Raw genomic sequence first — 17525 nt, forward strand, 5'->3', positions numbered from 1 at the left:
TCAGGAGGCACAAATGGGCTCAATCAATCCTCAAGGTGATACGCGTGGCGGCGCCAACGTGATTGGCAGCGGTATCGGCGAAGGTCCGGGGCCGGACGTGATGGCGTCGGCGACGCTCGACGGCACCAAGGTCATGTCGTCGGATGGCGAGCATGTGGGCAAAATCTCCGACATCATGCTGGACGTACGCGGCGGACGAATCGCCTATGCCGTTCTGTCCGAAGGCGGCTTCCTGGGCATGGGCGCGACATTGCACGCCATCCCGTGGAGCGCGCTGACCCTCGACACTGATGAAAAATGCTTTCACGTCGATATCACTGCGCAGCGTCTGAAGGACGATCCTGGCTTCGACAAGGACCACTGGCCGACAATGGCCGATTCAAAATGGGGCACGACGATGCATAGCTATTACGACCGTCAGCCGTACTGGCTTGCAACGCAGGAAGTGGTCGAGAGCGATCCTGACATCAGGCCGCCGCTCGACCATTAAGGCCGTTAGGGCCATTAAGAAGGCCGCTTGAATTTCTGGCGCTGGAAGGCGTCGGTGAAGTTATTGCAAAGTGGCCTCGATGCCGCCTGCCTGGTGTGATGCCGCGCAGGCGGCTTTTTGTTTCCGTTGATGAGATCGATGATCCGGAATCATTCGCGCAGTTACGTGGATGCGGACACGATCAGAATCATGGGGCGCCTGATATTCACCAGATACGCAAGTAGTCGACTTCGATCAGCCCTGAAGGGCTCCCAATCGCAAGACTAACGCGGCGACGAATAACGAAGCAAGAATCGGGGTGTATCGAGTGTGAACAGATCGCATCATGGAATCCTCCATTCACATATCGAGGAACCCATGAATACGCCTCACGTAGTCGCAGAGCCCCACATCCTGTATCTGGGAACGCCCGTTGTTCTGATCAGCACCGTCAACGAAGACGGGACGCACAATCTCGCGCCCATGTCGTCGGCGTTCTGGCTGGGCTGGCGAGGCGTGCTGGGTATCGCGTCAGCATCGCAGACCACACGCAATCTGCTCCGCACCGGAGAATGTGTGCTGAATCTTCCGTCAGTCAACGAGGTCGGCGCTGTCGACCGCATTGCACGAACCACGGGTACATATCCTGTTTCTGAATTCAGGCAGGCGTTGGGCTACGTCTATGAACCCGACAAATTCGGCCGCGCGGGAATGACGAGAGTGGCATCCGATACCGTCAGCGCGCCACGCGCACTCGAATGTCCGATCCAGCTCGAAGCTGTCGTTGCGGCAACTCACGGCATCGGCGAAGACAGTGATCAACTGCGCGGCTTTATCAGTTTGATAGAGGTGCGGATCCAGCGCGTTCACGTCCATCCCGATCTGCTGATGGAAGGTCACGCCAATCGGATCGATCCGGATAAGTGGTCGCCGTTGATTATGAGCTTCCAGAAGTTCTTTGGGCTTAGCGCACAGGTGCATACGTCCAGGCTGGCTGACATACCGGAGAGAGCTTACGAGCCGCTAGCGAAGGTGTGAGGCGAATGTCCGGATGGAGTTGTTGATCGCCGGTTTCTGGCTGATTACTGCTTGCTTCGAACGGTGGCAGGCGATGGCGGATTCAACCGGTGGATGCAACACACTAAAGACTGCGCAAGCAGTGGGAGTGTTGCAGATGAAACAGCGACGGCGAATTTACTACAGCGAGAAGCAGAAAGCGCTGATCTGGGAACGTTGGCGCAAGGGAGAGTCGCTTTCAGAAAGTCGTCAAGCTTTTTGACTGGAACCACTCGTCTGTACAGGGGATTCTGGCTGAGACAGCTGAAATCCAGTCACTACAAAGGCATCGATCGAGATTGGCGTTGACGCTGGAGGAGCGCGAATAAATCTCGCGGGCACTTGCGGCCGACGATTCAATCCAGTCAATCGCCATGCCACTTTCGCAAGCTCCCTCCACCATCTGTCGTGAAATCAAATGTAACAGTGGCCCGGACGGCTATCGGGCAAGCCACGCCAATCAGTTTGCCTGGAATCGGGCGCAGCGCCCCAAAGCCAGTAACTGGTTGTGCACCGAACGCTGGCGCACATCGTGGCAGACAAGCTCCAGTTGCAGTGGTCACCGCAGTAGATTGCCGGATGGCTCAGGCTTACGTACCCAGACAACGAGGAGTACCACGTGTCCCACCAGACCATCTATCGCAGTCTCTTCATCTAGCCCTGAGAATGGGTTGCTGGAACATTTGCGGCGCACCCGGGGCACTTGCCGTTCGCGCCATCACACGCAGAAGACGGACGACCACGGCAGGATTCGCGACACGGTGTCGATCAGCGAACGTCCAGCCGCAATTGACAACCGCACAGCGCCGGGGCACTGGGAAGGCGATCTTCTGTGCGGCCGCGGGAGCAGCCAGACTGCGACGCTCGTCGAGCGACAGACACGCTATGTCATGCTGGTGAATATAGCCAGCAAGGACAGCGAAACGGTCATCGAGCGCTCATCAAACATGCCGAAAATTACCGCAGGAGGTCTATAAATCGCTGACATGGGATCGGGGAACGGAGATGGCCGGACACAAACGCTTCACTGTGGCCACTGATATCCAGGTCTACTTCTGCGATCCTCAGCATCCATCGAAGCGCGGATCGAACGAAAATACAAACGGGCTGTTAAGGCAGTACTTCCCTAAAGGCACCGACCTGTCAGTGTATTCGCAGGCCAAACTCAATGCCGTGGCAAGACGATTGAACGGGCGTCCGAGAAAGACATTGGACTACGAGACGCCAGCCGAACAATTCCAGCAAACTATTGCATCCACCGGTTGAATCCGCCGCCCATCTCGGACATTCAGGCGATCGCCGCCTGATCGTCGTGTTCCAAAGTACAGCAGCCATTCGCCGGTTCGTCGTCGTTAAGAAGCCCTCGGCTGAGCCAAGATCTGAACGAGATGTGAAGTATGCGCCCTGCGGTTCGCGCTTCATCGCGGCAATACAGCGTCCCGAAAAAGTTTCGAGCGAACCGGCGCCCAAGGTCACAGTATTCACGGCGAAATTCCAGTGAAAACAGTCGAGGAATATAACTCGCATTTTTTGATGCTTTGTCAGCGCTGCCGTGATTAAACCAAAAAATTCCCACGAATAGTGGGACTTTTCATTAAAACAGAAAAATTTTTAATGTGCGGTCGACGGGGTGATATTCAACGGGACGTCCAACGTTTCACATTTTCCCATCGGCGTACATGCCTGGATGGTGATAGAGGTCTGCGCAACAACTAAGTCGGTATGGCATTCAATCGTCAGCGGATAATTGTACGGTTCGGTGGGCCACTGATACGAAAGGAATGTCCCCGGCAAAACTTTGCAGGCCGCATGTGCCGAATTTGCAAATACAGTCGCATTGCCGTTTGAGTGAGACGTGATCCAGACATTGGTAAGCATATCCATCGTCGTACCGGCTGGCGCTGTGTAAGATCCGGGCGTGGCGATTGCCACCTGCTCACAGTCGCAATTCACCGTGTGATCTGGTACCCCCTGGTTTGGTGCTGTGATTATCAGTTGTGCAAAAGCAGCAGGAGCGATGAATACGAATGCGGCTAGCAACGCGTAGAATATGCTAAATTTTTTCACGAAATTCTCCTATTTGTTTATGTGAAACTGGACCAACCTGAAGCCTGAAGCAGCTCCAAGTGAATTGACGCCCAAGGTCACAGCATTTATGTCGAAACCAAGGCTAGTGTCGCAAATGAAAAAGTCCGACGAATGGTGGGCGTTTCCTTGAGATTGGAGATTTATTTAGTGTCCGATATATGCGGTGATATTCAACGGAATGGTTAACGTTTCACAGTCCGACATAGGCGTACACGCCTGGATGGTGATAGAACTCTGTTTGACAACCAAGCCAGTTTGACATTCGACCGTCACCTGATAATTGTACGGCTGGGTGGGCCACTGATACGAAAGGAAAGAGCCTGGCATCACTTTGCAGAACGCGTCTGGTGAACTTGCGAACACAGTCGCATTGCCGTTTGCGTGTGACGTGATCCAGACATTGGTGAGCATGTCCATCGTTGAACCAGCCGGTGCCGAATACGACCCGGGTGTGACGATTGCCTCCTGCTCACAGTCGCATGTCGTTGTGCGACTCGGTATCCCTTGGTTTGGTGCTGTTATTACCAAATTTGCAAAAGCAGTAGTTGCGATAAATCCGAACACTCCAAAAAGTGCGCAGAGCACCCTCGATTTTTTCACGAATTTCTCCAATTTTTTGTACGTAAAAATGCACCCGATTTTTAACACAAAATGTTTCATCAATTATCTAAAAATTACATGTTGGCCCGATTTTACTTATTTTGCATAAATTCATTGATGCTAGCCCAGCAAGCATCATTGATTGTTCGAAACATTGGGACGCGCGCATTTGAATATGACGTCACAGATCAATACGGCTCTGTCGGATCTGACTCAGAAACTTGAACCTCGACTGTTTCTGCATGCAGACGCTACTCTCACGCAGGATGGATAATGGAATGATGCTTGATACATTAGATAGCACTCATATCCCGCTCGCCTTACCCTTCAAATTAGCCCGTACGAAATGAATGGTTTAGTACGGCCGGATAGAACCATCTGGACATTGGGCGTCCCGTTCTTTGGCAATGGGGGGAATATGACCCGACGTCCAAAGTGCCAGATAAGTGGTAATTTTCTGATACGTCGGCCTCGCGATCCCGCCAAGTCTTCTGGGGAAAACGTTAGATATATGACATCAGTTCCTCCGACCGCGACGCCGTGACCGCTAGCCTCCACGACCGACGCGTCGTTCACGACACCGGGCTTAAAGTAGCCGAAGGCAAATGACATATTCGATGCTTCCGATACCGCGAGCACGCTTTGAGACAAAGCCCTGTAACGCCGCGACCGTGTTTCGACATCGAGTGGTCGCTCATATGTCAGCTCCGATGCGATGATGACTGGCCGTCGCTGGCCGAACCCGGAAGTTCACTCCCGGTCGATGCGAATCGCATCGCATCGCAAACTCGCCCGGCCCACACAGAACGGCGGCCAAATTCATCAGCGGACAGTCACATCCGATTCTGACGGCGGCAAGCGTGCAAGATCTCATTAACGGCAAATACGTCTCTCACGCCCTGCACATTCTGCAGCACACAGACGTGATACGACTTTTCGCGAGGCAAGAGCAACTCGCCGTTTCTATAAAGCGCGTAGCATGCATCTCTAATTGAGGTTGCGGCCTGCCTGCTTTCACTGTTTGTCAGTGAAAGCAATATGCACTGGTCATAGTCTGAATTGTTGGGCCCGAATGCCACTGCCGGGAGCGGAGAGGCGAGCATAATCGAAAGAATCAGATAGGTAATGTTGCGCATGAATCCGGGCGAGACTAAAAGGTAATGGCGGCAGCGATTGTCGAGGATTTTGGCTACGATGTCGAACGTCGCTAATTGCCGAAACCCGTAAAACCGCACCATTCAATGCCAAATGAATAGACTTGTCTCGCAACCTTCCTTGCGCCACCAATATCCGCCCTCCAAATTCGCGGCATACAGACTTTCGCACATCCCCCTGCAACGACATCCAGTGCAAAAGCCCATAATCCCTTATCACATCACGAACCGCAAAATGGACCTTGTTCCGTCATCGCGCGTTTCCAGTTGTGCTCTTTGCTAATCACCGGCTCTGGCGTCGCAAGCGGCGCGGCCGCTGCGCCTCTGTCTTTCAGATCGATATGGCATTGGCCGTCGTCCACGGACAGCGTGGCAACATAGGTGTGGTCGGCAACCGGCGTGAATGTCAACGTGTCGACGCAGAACCTGCCTGCCACCAACAGATTTTTCGTATAGAACATTGAAAAAGAAAGTGGTGCGCCGGGAATCACTTTGCGCGCCAGTTCCTTGTCTGTGTTCATCACTGGCAGAAGATGTCGCTCCGTGCACTCCGCTGCGCCGCCATAGATCATGGCCTGCGCAGTGAAATCAGCGGCTTTGCGAAAAACAAGGGTGGATGCGTCGCTTTGCGTCGGTTCCTGATAAGTCGTTGCGCAACCGGCAATCGACAACACGCCCGCGACCAACATAGGTATTCCGCCACGTTTCATTTTTTATTTAAGTTCCGAGACAAAGCATGGATCAACTATAAGCGCACCAGAAGATGCGCAAATCCAACCTGTCTATACGGCAATGTTCAGAAAATCTTGAGAAGATTTCTTCAATGCCTCCCGGAACAGTTATCAATCTACTCACAGGGGTCGAACGTCTGAAACTGGCAGTCCGACCTCCTCCACTCAGTCATATCGCATAAAATTTAATGTTTAGCCCATTGCGGTGTCATCCACTGAAAGAGCCGTTCCGGTAATGCTCACAGTGCGTCCGCGAAATGGCCGGCCCATGCAAATCCACGCGCTATTCATCGACAGCGCACAAAGACAGCCAGCAGATTCACCGAACAAACATTTTGCGCTGTCGACGAAGCTCCCCACAATCCACGATCCCCACCAGCGATTTCAAAAAATCGAACTCCCGTCGCGCCCCTCCTCAAGCCAACACATCCGAAAACACCCGCGTCGCGAAACGATCCGAGTTCGTGCCGGCATTCAACACGCCAACCGATTTCAGATCATCCGCATAGAGCGAGATCTCTTTCTTGAACGCATCGCCAATCGGATGATGATGATCCGTATGGCTCTTGAGCATCGCGGTCAATTGCTCGACATTCGCGCCCGGCGCATTCGGCGCGAAAATCGCCGCAGCCTGAGCCGGATTGTTCGCGGTCCACTCGGTGGCTTCGAGTAGTGCCTGAGTCAGCGCCTGCGCGGTCCCACGGTCCTTGCGGATCAGCGAGCCGCGCACGCCCAGCACGCAGCACACGCGGTTCTCATACTCGCCGCACAGATTGTTCGACACCTCCTGCAGATGATCGCCCTCGCGAATCGTCCAGATGGTCGGATCGCCATCTGCGATCGCCTGTACTTCGCCTTTTTTCAGCGCTTCGCCCAGCAGCGGTGCTGGGTATTGCCGCCAGCGCACATCGTTGTCGGGATCGACGCCGATCTTCTTCAACGTGATCGCGAAGAAATTTTTCGCGGGGCTCGCCATGTCGCTCACGCCCACGGTGCGTCCCTTGAGTCCTTGCAGATCGACGATGCCCGACGCCTTCGTCGCCAGCAGCCGCATGCAGCCGCCGTGGATGCCCGCCGTCAGTTTGACGTCGAAGCCCTGCTCCAGCGGCTTGATCCAGCGCAGCGCCATGCCGACGCCCGCGTCCGATTTGCCGGTGGCGATCGCTTCGAGCAGCTGGTCGGTGGAACCTGAGTAGTTGATCAGCTCGACCTGCAAGCCATGCTTGCGAAAGAAGCCCTGCTTCTCCGCCACGGGGACCGGCGCCGTGCAGATCGCCCCCGCATTCCACGAGAGTTTGATCGGCTTGAGTGCTTCGTCGGCTGCTGCGCGCGTGCCCGGCAGGCCGAATGCCGCGCCGCCCAGCGCCGCCGCTCCAGCCGCCCACGCGGTGTTACGCAACCACAGGCGGCGCGCGGCGTTGACGGGCTGATTGTCGTCGGTATGGTTCATTGCAGTGCTTCCCTGTACTTGAGTGGATGGTCTGTGATCGCGTCTTCGCGCGATTACGCAATTACGTGTCGAGCCCCAGTAGCCCGAGAACTTCGCGCCGCAACGACACCAGCGCGGGATCGTCGCGATGGCGCGGATACGGCGCGTCGTTGCGAACCTCGGCGACGATCCGCGCGGGACGCTCGCTCAACACGATCACGCGATTGGCGACATACAGCGCCTCTTCGACGTCATGCGTGACGAGCAGTACCGAAAACCCCTGCGCCTGCCACAGCCGCACGAGTTCGCCTTGCATACGGATGCGCGTCAGCGAATCGAGCTTGCCGAATGGTTCATCGAGCACCAGCAACCGCGGATTGTTGACGAGCGCGCGCGCCAGCGCAGCACGCTGCGCCATACCGCCCGACAGTTGATGCGGAAAGGCGTTCGCGAAAGCCGCGAGGCCGACGAGATCCAGCGCGGCATCGATACGTTCAGCGGCATCGCGTTTCGCAGCAGCACCACGCGTCTTGCCTTGAGCTTGAGGACCGAGTCCGACGTTATCGCGCACGGTGCGCCACGGAAACAGCGTCGGGTCCTGAAAAACGACCACGCGCGACGGATCGGGACCCGCCACCACTTCGCCATCCGCGTGAATCGCGCCGCGCGCGGGCGCATCGAGACCGGCGACGAGCCGCAGCAAGGTCGATTTCCCGCAGCCGCTCGCGCCCAGCAACGCGACGAATTCACCGGGCTCGACCGTCAGGTTGATATCGTCGAGCACCGGCAGCGCTTCGCCGCGCAGCGTGAAGCGGTGACTGACGCCACGCACGTCCACGCGCGTGCCCCGGCGAGCTTGTACAGTCGTCGCGGCATGCGGCGACGAATTGGAAGAAGCAACGGCTACCATTTGAGCAATCCTTTTTGCCAGGCGAGCAGACGGTCCCGTACACGGAACAGCAACGTGATGAGCCCGGAGCACATCAGCGCCATCACGAGCAGCGCGGCATACATGTTGGAATACGCGGCCCAGCCCTGCGCCCATTGCAGATACCAGCCGAGCCCGGCCTTCACGCCCATCATCTCGGCGACGATCAGCACGGCGAACGATGCACCCAACCCCATGAAAAGGCCGACGAAAACGGAAGGCAGCGCTGCGGGAATAGCGACGCGAAGAATCAGGAAAGATGGCCGCGCGCCGAGCGTGCGGGCGACGTCGTAGTAAGCCGAACTGACGCTCGCGACACCGGACCACGTGAGCACCGCGACGGGGAACAACGTTGCCAGCGCGATCAGAAACACGCTCGCGCTGAAGCTCGATGGGAAGAAGAAAAACGCCAGCGGTAACCACGCGGTAGCGGGCAGCGGGCCGACCAGGCGCAAGACCGGATGCAGCCAGTAGCCGACCGCCTTCGACCAGCCAATACTGACGCCGATCACGAAGCCCGCGAGCGCGCCGCAAACATAGCCGTAGGCGAGCAGCACGAACGAATGGCCGACGCTCGCAGAGAGCCTCGGCAGATCGTCTGCAAAGACGCCGATCAATGCCTGCGGCGGCGCGAAGAATGGCCGTGGCAGCCATTCGAGTTGGGCGGTGACGACTTCCCATAGCGTCAGCGCGATGGCGAGCGCCAGTAGCCAGGGCGTCGCGTTGAGCCAGGTTCGCACGCGCAAGCGGTTCGACTGCGCGCTGCCCGTTTTCGCCGCTGCACTCACGTGCCATCCGGCTACGCCGATCGCCACCGACAACACCGCGAAGACCAGCTTGAGGATGAGCAATTCGCGCGTGTACGGCCAGTCGTCGAGTGCGGGCCACCACTGCGTGATAGCCGCGCCTGCAAACCATGCGAGTGCGGCGAACCCCGCCACGATCAGCTTGCGATCGTCACGCGAAATGGTGGCGTCCCTGGCCGGAACATCCGCCAGATCGAGAATGTGGGTTTGCGTTTGTGTGGACATGTCGCGCTCCGTCAATGCGAGGTCATGCGGCGGCAAGATGGGTCTCCGAGATCGCACGGACATCGATACGACGTGGCAGAATCGCGTCCCGGTTCGCGCGGTCGGCGACTTTTTGCAGCGCGTCGATATCCGTGTCGTTGACAAAGTGCTGCTTCAACGACGCGCGCTGCGTGATCTGCCGGGCGGCGTCGAGCGGCGAACGCGTGAGGGACGCGTAGATCTGTGCATAAGCATCGGGGTTCGCCACGGCCCAATCGCCCGCGCGTTGATAGCGCGCCAATACATCCGCAATCGCCGCACGTTTGCGCGGATCGGTCAGCGAATCACCCGAAGCAGTGATGAAGCCGAGTCCACTGTTAATGCCACTGCCGTCGCGCAAAATGCGACCGCCGCGCTGCACGGCGATGCCGTAGTACGGGTCGAACGTCGCCCATACCTCGATCGAACCGGACGCGAAAGCCGCGAATGCATCGACGGGCAGAATGAAACGCACGGTCACGTCTTCTTTCGACAACCCGGCCTCGGCCAGTGCGCCATAAAGCTGGAACTGCGAAATGCTGCCGCGCGCCGACGAAACGAACACCGTGCGCCCTTTCAGTTCAGCGACGTTGCGAATGGTCGAATGCGGGCCGACAAGAATGCCGAGTTGCGCGCCCGATCCCACTCGCGTCGCCACGATTTTCAGAGACGGGTCGCCTACCGCCGCGGCGAGAACCGGCAGGTCGCCAGCCGGAGCGAGATCGACGGCGCCCGCGCGTTGCGCTTCGAATAGCGGCGCCGCTCCCTGAAAGTTGGCCCAGCGGTACGCGTAAGGCACACCGTCGAGCACCTTCGCTGCTTCGACGAGCGCGCGCGTGCCGCCGGCCTGATCGCCGAGTACTAGCGTGACACCGCTCGTGCTTGCGGTCGCGTTCGTAATTGCGGTAGTTGCAGCGGTCGCGGCATTCGCGCCGCGCAGTCCGGCTGCGGCAAGCGGTACAGCAGCCAGCGTGCGCAACAGTTGTCGTCGTGTGAAAAAAGACGTTGGAGCGGAATCGGTCATAGGTCCTCGCCGGAAATAATCAGCACAGCGTAGCGACGAAATACCGGCGAGAGAATTATTCTCTTTCGATATGTTTATATTTATTCAATATTTATGTTTTGCATGTCATCAGAACGGCGACATGCGCGGCGAAGAGACAGATATCCGACGGCCGTCAACGGCCGTGGATACCTCTCTTATCCTTTGAGTCAGACGTTCGAGGCTTCGCGTTGCCAGATACTCGCCGCATACGCCGAATCGTCGAAATCAGCAGGGACGTCTGCTGAAAGTCGCACCGCATGCGAGTCAAGGTCGGCGAGAAAAAGGTCGCGGCTGATGCGCCGGACTAGGGCAGGAATATCGCGCTTCATACTCGGCACGTCACCGACCGGCACGCCCGCGCTAACGAATCCGGCCGGGTTGTAGACGTGAATATCCTTCAGGAACGGCGCCTGTCCCGCTGACTTTTCCACGTACTCCAACGCCGCGCCGAGATACGGATGCGCGCCGAGCGCGTCGTCGGCATCGCTCGCGGGAGGCGTGTACTGATCGCGCCACAAGCGAATCTGCGATGCGAACGCCGCGAGTTCCGGTCGCGCCGACGGATCGATGAAATAGCCGGTTCCCGCAATCGCGAAGTCGAATTGAAACGTCTCGCCTGAAACCTGCGCCGTAATACGCCCTGACGATTCACTCGCGGTTTCCCACTCCGTTCCTGGATGCAGATGGAAGTTCGCGAATCGCGTCGCGCGCTGGATTGCGTCGAGCGGCGCGGTCGAACCAGAGCGCCGGAAGCGCAGCGCCTGGGACCAGCGCAATGCGTCGGGCAGATCGAAGTAGTTGTCGTAAGCACCGGGATAGCCACGCGCACGCGAGACCGGCACCGCCGCCAGGCTCGCGCGCCGTGCGAACAGATGGACCTCCGCCGCGCCCGCTTCGAGCGCGGTAGCCGCCGCATCGAATGCAGAAGCCGCGCCGCCGAGCACGGCAACCGACTTGCCACGCAATGCGTCGAAATCGATGGCGTGGGACGTATGCGCGACAAGCGACGGCGGCAACTGCTGCAAGACGCGCGGCACAAAAGCGCCGCCGTTGCCCGCGACGCCATTGCACAGCAGCACCTTGCGCGCCGATTCGACCCGCGCGACGCCGTTCACATCGAGATGCAAACGAAAGTGTGTGCCGAGCGGCTCAATCTTGAGCAGCCGGGTTCCGTAACGAATCGGGATCTGCAAAAACTCGCGATACCACGCGAGATAGTCTGCCCATTGTTCACGCGGAGCCCGCTCGATCTCGCGATACGCCGCCGCACCAAAACGCGCCTCGTACCACGCCTGAAAACCGAGTCCGGGTAGCCCGCCTTCGGGCCCAACCAGCGACTTCGGCGTGCGCAGCCGGTTCATCCGCGCGCGGGTGAGCCAGACGCCGGCCAGCGACGCATCGTCGGCCGCATCGATCACGCTGACGCGCCCAATGCCCGCGCGACGCAACGCAAAAGCGAACGCACAACCGCTCTGCCCGCCGCCGACAATCAACACGTTGTGGTCGATACCCGGGCGGTCCGGCACCCAGTTCTCGGGCGCGGGTCCGAGCAGTTCGAGCGTGCGGCGGGCTTCGTCATCGGGATGGACAGTCTGTGTCATCAGTCGGGGTTCCTCGTTAGCCGTATCAGGGCGATGCAGATTGCGCCGATGCTGCGCGAAAGTGCAAAGATGCAATGACGCGTCTCGTGCCGCGCTGCCGGAGCACACGGAGTCGACGCCTGCTTTCAGCGCCAGTTGTCCGGTCTGGACAAGCGTTTGAACTCCGCAGCTTACAAAGGCGCCTGCACAAGGCAAACCAACAAATCGATCTTTGGATTCTCAGCCGGAGGAAAAGCCGCGCGATGAAAATCGCCGGTGCCGGTGCGGGTGCGAGTGCGTTGGCGAGACACGCGGAACTGGAGCGGCTGTATCGGGACGTTCGTGCCGGCGCGTTTCATCTGCAGGCCATGCAGCAAGAAATCAGGCCGCCCTATCGCAAGGGCGTCATTACCCCGTCAACCCTTGCCGGGGCACTTCGGCATAGGTCTCGCTGCATATCTCGTGCAGCGCCTCGGCGAACAGACTCCGCGCCGATGAGTTCGCTCCTGCGGAACGCGTGAACAATGCGATGGGCGGCAACGTCCATGTAAACGAGTAAGGCACGATTGCCACTCCGGCAATGCGCACCAGTTCCTCCGCGATATCGGCGGGCACGATCGATACCGCTTCGTCGCTCGACGCAATCATTTCCCCGATCAGCTTGGACGAGTAGCTTTCAATGACCGGAACGGGCGGCGAAATGCCCTCGGCGAGAAACAGGTCGGCCACCTGCTCCCGCATCGGCGTATGCGGTGCGCCGAGAATCCAGTCCAGCGCAACCAGTTTGTTCCAGTCCAGCTTCGTGCGCGCCAGTTTTGCCGCAAGACGCCGGCTCGCGATCATCCGGGGCTGCTGCCGGTACAGCACTTCGAACGAAATGTGGTTCAGATCGACCGCGGACGACGCTCGCCCGATCACGATATCGACGATGTGATCGTTGAGTTGAAGCAGGAGTTGATCGCTGGTTCCTTCGTGAATCGTCACGGTTACGCGCTGCTTCATCCGCGATTGCAACCGCTTGAGCGCCGCCGACAGCATCTGCCCGGAGATAAACGGAATCACGCCAATATGCAGGTGAGCCGCATGCCCGGCGGCGACCGCCTCCATTTCGCGGGCGAGGTGGTCGAGATCGTTGACCATCGCCCGCGCCCGCTCGAGCACGACCGCGCCCAGCGCGGTGGGCAGCATGCCGCGCGACGAGCGCTCGAACAGCGGCGTGCCGAACATGCTCTCCAGCTCCGACAGCGCATTCGTCACGGCGGGCTGGCTGCTGGCCATGTGCTCCGCGACGCGCGTCAGCGAGCCGTGCTGCTGGATTTGCAGCAACAGCACGAGGTGCCGCATCTTCAGACGCGCGCCAAGCCGCCGGACTACGTCGTTGGACTCGAATGTCATTGGCTAGCCGACCACCCATCACGAAAAAATGATGGGTCGATATTAAAACAGAATCATCTCCTTATGGCAGATCTCTAGAATCGTCTCGACGGATCGCGCCGGGACTGGCCCAGCGCACGCGCTCAGACCGAAAACATGAAACAGACAGAGACACAACAGCAGGCCGCGTTCGACTATCACGAGTTTCCGACCCCCGGAAAGATCTCCGTGGTCGCCAGCAAACCGCTCGTGACCCAGCGCGATCTCGCGTTGGCCTACACGCCCGGCGTGGCCGCCGTGTGCGAGTCCATCGCCGCCGATCCGCTGAAGGCGCACCGTTTCACGAGCCGCGGCAATCTGGTGGGCGTGATCACGAACGGCACAGCCGTGCTCGGCCTCGGCAACATCGGCGCACTGGCATCCAAGCCGGTCATGGAGGGCAAGGCCGTCCTCTTCAAGAAGTTCGCGGGAATCGACGTCTTCGACATCGAGATCAACGAGACCGATCCGGACAAGCTGGTCGACATCATCGCGGGTCTTGAACCCACGTTCGGCGGCATCAATCTCGAGGACATCAAGGCGCCGGAGTGCTTCACCGTGGAGCGCAAACTGCGCGAGCGCATGAAGATTCCGGTCTTCCACGACGATCAGCATGGCACCGCCATCACCGTGTCCGCAGCTTTCCTCAACGGGCTGAAGGTCGTCGGCAAGTCGATTTCGGAAGTGAAGGTCGTGACGTCGGGAGCCGGTGCGGCAGCGCTGGCCTGTCTGGACCTGCTGGTCGAACTCGGGCTTCCGCTCGAAAACATCTGGGCGACGGATATCGAAGGTGTCGTGTATCGCGGCCGCACCACGCTGATGGACCCGGCCAAGGAGCGCTTCGCGCAGGAGACGAAGGCCCGCACGCTGGCCGAAGTCATCGGCGGCGCGGACGTGTTTCTGGGTCTCTCGGTAGGCGGAATCCTGAGCGCGGAGATGCTGAAGCAAATGGCCGCGCGTCCGCTGATTCTCGCGCTTGCCAACCCCACGCCCGAAATCTTCCCGGAACTGGCGTACGCGACGCGCGACGATGTCGTTATCGCGACGGGCCGCTCCGACTATCCGAACCAGGTCAATAACGTCCTCTGTTTCCCGTACATCTTCCGCGGCGCGCTGGATGTCGGCGCAACGACGATCACCCGTGAAATGGAGATCGCCGCGGTTCACGCGATCGCAGGTCTCGCGGAAGAGGAGCAGAACGAAGTCGTCGCGGCAGCCTATGGCGCATCCGATGTGGCCTTCGGTCCGCAATATCTGATCCCCACGCCGTTCGACCCGCGTCTGATCGCCCGTATCGCGCCGGCCGTGGCGAAGGCGGCGATGGAAAGCGGCGTCGCCACGCGTCCGCTGGCGGATCTGGACGCGTATGTCGAACAGCTGCAGCAATTCGTCTACCACTCCGGCGCATTCATGAAGCCGCTGTTCGCGACCGCACGTCAGGTCGTGCGCGACGGCGGCAATGCGCGGATCGTCTTCACCGAGGGCGAAGACGAGCGCGTGCTTCGCGCCGTGCAGGTGATCGTCGACGAGAAGCTCGCGCGGCCGATCCTGGTCGGACGCCCCGAGGTGCTGCTGGCACGCATCGAGCGATTTGGTTTGCGGCTTCGACTCGGCCAGGATGTCGAAGTGACAAACCCGGAATACGACGAGCGCTTCCCGCAATACTGGACGACGTATTGGGAACTGATGTGCCGCGACGGCATTTCGAAGGAGATGGCGCGGGTCGAGATGCGACGTCGCCTGACGCTGATCGGCGCGATGATGGTGAAGCTCGGCGACGCGGACGGCATGATTTGCGGGACCGTTGGCGCGTACCACGATCATTTGCGCTTTGTCGATCAGGTAATCGGCAGGAAGCCGGGGGCATCCACGTACGCGGCCATGAATATTCTGTTGCTCGATCAGCGGACGGTGGCACTGGTGGACACGCACATCAACGACGATCCCAACGCGGAGCAGATTGCGGAATTCACGATTGCCGCCGCTCGTCAGATGGAGTGGCTGAACCTGACGCCGAAGGCTGCCCTGCTGTCGCGTTCGAATTTCGGTTCGGGCAGCGCGGCTTCGGGCGTGAAGATGCGCCGCGCGCTGGAGATCGTCCGGCAGCAGGCTCCCGACATCGAGGCGGACGGCGAGATGCACGGTGACTGCGCGCTCGATGAAGCATTGCGGTTGCGCCTTCTGCCTAACTCGCCGCTCAAGGGGCCTGCCAATCTCCTCGTCTGCCCGAACGTGGATGCGGGCAACATTGCCTACAACCTGCTCAAGACCGAAGCGGGCAGCAATGTCGCGGTCGGACCTTTCCTGCTCGGCGTCAACGCGCCGGTCAACATCCTCACGTCGAGTTCGACGGTGCGGCGGATCGTCAACATGGCGGCGCTGACGGTGATCGAAGCGAATCGCAACGCGTCCGCGTAATCGGGCGGCGAGGTTCGGTGACGGGACAACAGTGATTGAAGGACCGCATACCGGCGATCCCGGCGGCAATGCGATCGCTACCGAAGCCGGCCACGCGATCGTGAAGAAACTTGCATAACGCGCCGCGAGGGATTGCGCACTTAACCGGCTTTGCGCCTACTCGGGCGCGGGGCCGGGCCTCTTCCGGGGGCAACGTTGTCCCCTCATCCGTCTCGACAATTCAAAAGCTTGAAACCGGTTCGGCAACCACCGAACCTTTCAATCTATGTTGTATGATGACGTACAAGAAAAATTAGTCAGATAAGTTCTGATTTCCCGTCATCAACCGGTACAACGGCAAAGCAATAACGGCGACCTGCTGCAGTGGCCAGTCCACCACATGCGCGCCGACAACATCATTCGAGACATGAGCACTTCTATAAAAACGACGGAACCACGCGTTTCCGCACAATTCTTTTCGCAACCCAAATTGCTGATCACGCTGGCGACCTTGTGCTGCGCGCTGTGGGGCAGTTCGTATCCCGCCATCAAGATTGGATATGCGCTGCTGGGCATTACGCCGAACGACATTCCATCGAAACTGATTTTTGCCGGCTACAGGTTCGCAATAGCGGGACTGGCGCTGCTGATACTTGCCGCGTTATCGAAAAAGCCCTTGCTCAATTTAACGCGGAGAAATGCCGGACAGTTGATGCTTTTAGGCTTCACGCAGACCGCCATTCAATATGTTTTCTTCTATATCGGCCTCGCTTACACGACGGGCGTGCGCAGTTCGATATTGAATTCGACGACGACCTTCTTTAGCGTGCTACTCGCCCATTTCATTTACCGGAACGACAAGATTTCGCCTCGCAAAGCCGCCGGATGCCTGTTGGGATTTGCGGGCGTCATGGTCGTCAATTTCGGTGATGGTCTATTCGACTTTGCATTCACGTTGCGCGGAGAAGGTTTCATCGTGATTGCCGCGTTTGTCCTTTCCGCTGCTTCGATTTACGGCAAGCGCGTTTCGCAACAGATGGACGTGATGGTCATGACCGGCTACCAGTTGGGATTCGGCGGCCTGGTTCTGTTGACAGCCGGTTACGCTGCAGGCGGAACGCTGCGCGAATTCACGCCCGCATCGGCGGCATTGCTGGGATATCTGGCGATTCTCTCTGCCGTCGCGTTCACTTTGTGGAGTTTGCTTCTGAAGTACAACCCCGTCGGCAAAGTGACCATTTTCAATTTCCTCGTGCCCGTGTTCGGCACGGCGCTGTCGGCGATCTGTCTGAACGAGAACATCATGGAGTGGAAGAACCTCGTGGCGCTCGTTCTGGTATGCAGCGGAATTTGGCTGGTCACCCGTTTGCCGCAAGTGCGCTCGCGTCATTCGAATCCGGCGGATACGTTGGCGGGATCGGCTTCTTCGGCATCCCGCCCGGCGAATTGAAAACGATCTGGCTTGGGATGGTGTGACCGCGACGCGCTATCGGATGCTTTGGACATGTAGTTGCACGTCTGCTTCGAGATGCACGTTCGGGCTTGTGATGAACAGTTCGAAGCGGTGGCGCTGATCCACGCGCCTG

The 17525-nt window shown here is 58.8% G+C and carries 15 protein-coding genes and 1 pseudogene; 7 read left to right on the plus strand and 9 right to left on the minus strand.

Annotation, left to right across the window (positions count from 1 at the left end; all coding sequences use genetic code 11):
- The first annotated feature begins 13 nt into the window (after window positions 1-13).
- The 4 genes and pseudogenes from ABH945_RS28175 to ABH945_RS28190 all read left to right on the plus strand — a co-directional run bounded on the left by ABH945_RS28175 (window position 14) and on the right by ABH945_RS28190 (window position 2791).
- Window positions 14-490, plus strand: coding sequence for a PRC-barrel domain-containing protein (locus ABH945_RS28175; RefSeq protein ID WP_074771440.1), 477 nt, complete (start codon window positions 14-16; stop codon window positions 488-490).
- Between the two features lie 357 nt (window positions 491-847).
- Window positions 848-1507 (plus strand): flavin reductase family protein, encoded by a 660-nt coding sequence (locus ABH945_RS28180; protein WP_429252749.1) that lies wholly within the window; start codon window positions 848-850, stop codon window positions 1505-1507.
- 13 nt (window positions 1508-1520) lie between these two features.
- A complete protein-coding gene (locus ABH945_RS28185) occupies window positions 1521-1748 on the plus strand; it encodes a hypothetical protein (RefSeq protein WP_429252750.1) in 228 nt (75 codons plus the stop codon).
- Between the two features lie 151 nt (window positions 1749-1899).
- Window positions 1900-2791 (plus strand): annotated as a pseudogene (locus ABH945_RS28190) (IS30 family transposase).
- Between the two features lie 345 nt (window positions 2792-3136).
- Here the strand turns inward: ABH945_RS28190 and ABH945_RS28195 are convergent.
- On the minus strand, window positions 3137-3592 hold the full coding sequence (locus ABH945_RS28195; RefSeq protein WP_429252751.1) for a hypothetical protein: 456 nt from the start codon (window positions 3590-3592) through the stop codon (window positions 3137-3139).
- Between the two features lie 430 nt (window positions 3593-4022).
- Between ABH945_RS28195 and ABH945_RS28200 the strand changes: the two genes are divergently transcribed.
- Window positions 4023-4322: a hypothetical protein gene (locus ABH945_RS28200; RefSeq protein ID WP_429252752.1), complete on the plus strand. Its 300-nt coding sequence runs from the start codon at window positions 4023-4025 to the stop codon at window positions 4320-4322.
- Window positions 4323-5046: 724 nt separating this feature from the next.
- Here the strand turns inward: ABH945_RS28200 and ABH945_RS28205 are convergent.
- From ABH945_RS28205 to ABH945_RS28240, 8 genes are all read right to left on the minus strand, one after another.
- Window positions 5047-5349 carry a VF_A0006 family four-cysteine protein gene (locus ABH945_RS28205; RefSeq protein ID WP_429252753.1) on the minus strand — a complete coding sequence of 101 codons (303 nt, stop codon included), beginning with the start codon at window positions 5347-5349 and terminating at the stop codon, window positions 5047-5049.
- A gap of 239 nt (window positions 5350-5588) precedes the next feature.
- Window positions 5589-6056, minus strand: coding sequence for a hypothetical protein (locus ABH945_RS28210; RefSeq protein ID WP_429252754.1), 468 nt, complete (start codon window positions 6054-6056; stop codon window positions 5589-5591).
- Window positions 6057-6513: 457 nt separating this feature from the next.
- Window positions 6514-7548, minus strand: coding sequence for an ABC transporter substrate-binding protein (locus tag ABH945_RS28215; protein ID WP_429252755.1), 1035 nt, complete (start codon window positions 7546-7548; stop codon window positions 6514-6516).
- A gap of 61 nt (window positions 7549-7609) precedes the next feature.
- The gene (locus ABH945_RS28220) at window positions 7610-8437 is read right to left on the minus strand and encodes an ABC transporter ATP-binding protein (protein ID WP_429252756.1); all 828 of its coding nucleotides are present in this window, start codon (window positions 8435-8437) and stop codon (window positions 7610-7612) included.
- Entirely contained in the window at window positions 8431-9486 is a 1056-nt protein-coding gene (locus ABH945_RS28225; protein WP_429252757.1) for an ABC transporter permease, read from the minus strand. The genes ABH945_RS28220 and ABH945_RS28225 overlap by 7 nt, the downstream gene beginning before the upstream one ends.
- Before the next feature lie 22 nt (window positions 9487-9508).
- On the minus strand, window positions 9509-10528 hold the full coding sequence (locus ABH945_RS28230; protein ID WP_429252758.1) for an ABC transporter substrate-binding protein: 1020 nt from the start codon (window positions 10526-10528) through the stop codon (window positions 9509-9511).
- A gap of 188 nt (window positions 10529-10716) precedes the next feature.
- Entirely contained in the window at window positions 10717-12150 is a 1434-nt protein-coding gene (locus ABH945_RS28235; RefSeq protein ID WP_429252759.1) for an NAD(P)-binding domain-containing protein, read from the minus strand.
- A 387-nt stretch (window positions 12151-12537) separates the two neighbouring features.
- Window positions 12538-13524 carry a LysR substrate-binding domain-containing protein gene (locus tag ABH945_RS28240; RefSeq protein ID WP_074771447.1) on the minus strand — a complete coding sequence of 329 codons (987 nt, stop codon included), beginning with the start codon at window positions 13522-13524 and terminating at the stop codon, window positions 12538-12540.
- A 135-nt stretch (window positions 13525-13659) separates the two neighbouring features.
- Here ABH945_RS28240 and ABH945_RS28245 point away from each other — a divergent pair, with 135 nt between their 5' ends.
- Window positions 13660-15960, plus strand: a complete 2301-nt coding sequence (locus ABH945_RS28245; protein ID WP_074771448.1) for an NADP-dependent malic enzyme — start codon at window positions 13660-13662, stop codon at window positions 15958-15960.
- 406 nt (window positions 15961-16366) lie between these two features.
- Window positions 16367-17389, plus strand: a complete 1023-nt coding sequence (locus tag ABH945_RS28250) for a DMT family transporter (protein ID WP_429252760.1) — start codon at window positions 16367-16369, stop codon at window positions 17387-17389.
- The last annotated feature ends 136 nt before the right edge of the window (window positions 17390-17525 follow it).

The organism is Paraburkholderia sp. GAS333 (genome assembly GCF_050435665.1).
Lineage (GTDB): Bacteria > Pseudomonadota > Gammaproteobacteria > Burkholderiales > Burkholderiaceae > Paraburkholderia > Paraburkholderia fungorum_A.

Excerpts from the sequence above, each read along its gene's own strand:
- ABH945_RS28235 (WP_429252759.1), bottom strand. The coding sequence starts at position 12,150 with ATGACACAGACTGTCCATCCCGATGACGAAGCCCGCCGCACGCTCGAA.
- ABH945_RS28210 (WP_429252754.1), bottom strand. The coding sequence starts at position 6,056 with ATGTTGGTCGCGGGCGTGTTGTCGATTGCCGGTTGCGCAACGACTTAT.
- ABH945_RS28245 (WP_074771448.1), top strand. The coding sequence starts at position 13,660 with ATGAAACAGACAGAGACACAACAGCAGGCCGCGTTCGACTATCACGAG.
- ABH945_RS28250 (WP_429252760.1), top strand. The coding sequence starts at position 16,367 with ATGAGCACTTCTATAAAAACGACGGAACCACGCGTTTCCGCACAATTC.
- ABH945_RS28230 (WP_429252758.1), bottom strand. The coding sequence starts at position 10,528 with ATGACCGATTCCGCTCCAACGTCTTTTTTCACACGACGACAACTGTTG.
- ABH945_RS28215 (WP_429252755.1), bottom strand. The coding sequence starts at position 7,548 with ATGAACCATACCGACGACAATCAGCCCGTCAACGCCGCGCGCCGCCTG.
- ABH945_RS28180 (WP_429252749.1), top strand. The coding sequence starts at position 848 with ATGAATACGCCTCACGTAGTCGCAGAGCCCCACATCCTGTATCTGGGA.
- ABH945_RS28200 (WP_429252752.1), top strand. The coding sequence starts at position 4,023 with ATGTCCATCGTTGAACCAGCCGGTGCCGAATACGACCCGGGTGTGACG.
- ABH945_RS28205 (WP_429252753.1), bottom strand. The coding sequence starts at position 5,349 with ATGCGCAACATTACCTATCTGATTCTTTCGATTATGCTCGCCTCTCCG.
- ABH945_RS28175 (WP_074771440.1), top strand. The coding sequence starts at position 14 with ATGGGCTCAATCAATCCTCAAGGTGATACGCGTGGCGGCGCCAACGTG.
- ABH945_RS28220 (WP_429252756.1), bottom strand. The coding sequence starts at position 8,437 with ATGGTAGCCGTTGCTTCTTCCAATTCGTCGCCGCATGCCGCGACGACT.
- ABH945_RS28225 (WP_429252757.1), bottom strand. The coding sequence starts at position 9,486 with ATGTCCACACAAACGCAAACCCACATTCTCGATCTGGCGGATGTTCCG.
- ABH945_RS28185 (WP_429252750.1), top strand. The coding sequence starts at position 1,521 with ATGGAGTTGTTGATCGCCGGTTTCTGGCTGATTACTGCTTGCTTCGAA.
- ABH945_RS28240 (WP_074771447.1), bottom strand. The coding sequence starts at position 13,524 with ATGACATTCGAGTCCAACGACGTAGTCCGGCGGCTTGGCGCGCGTCTG.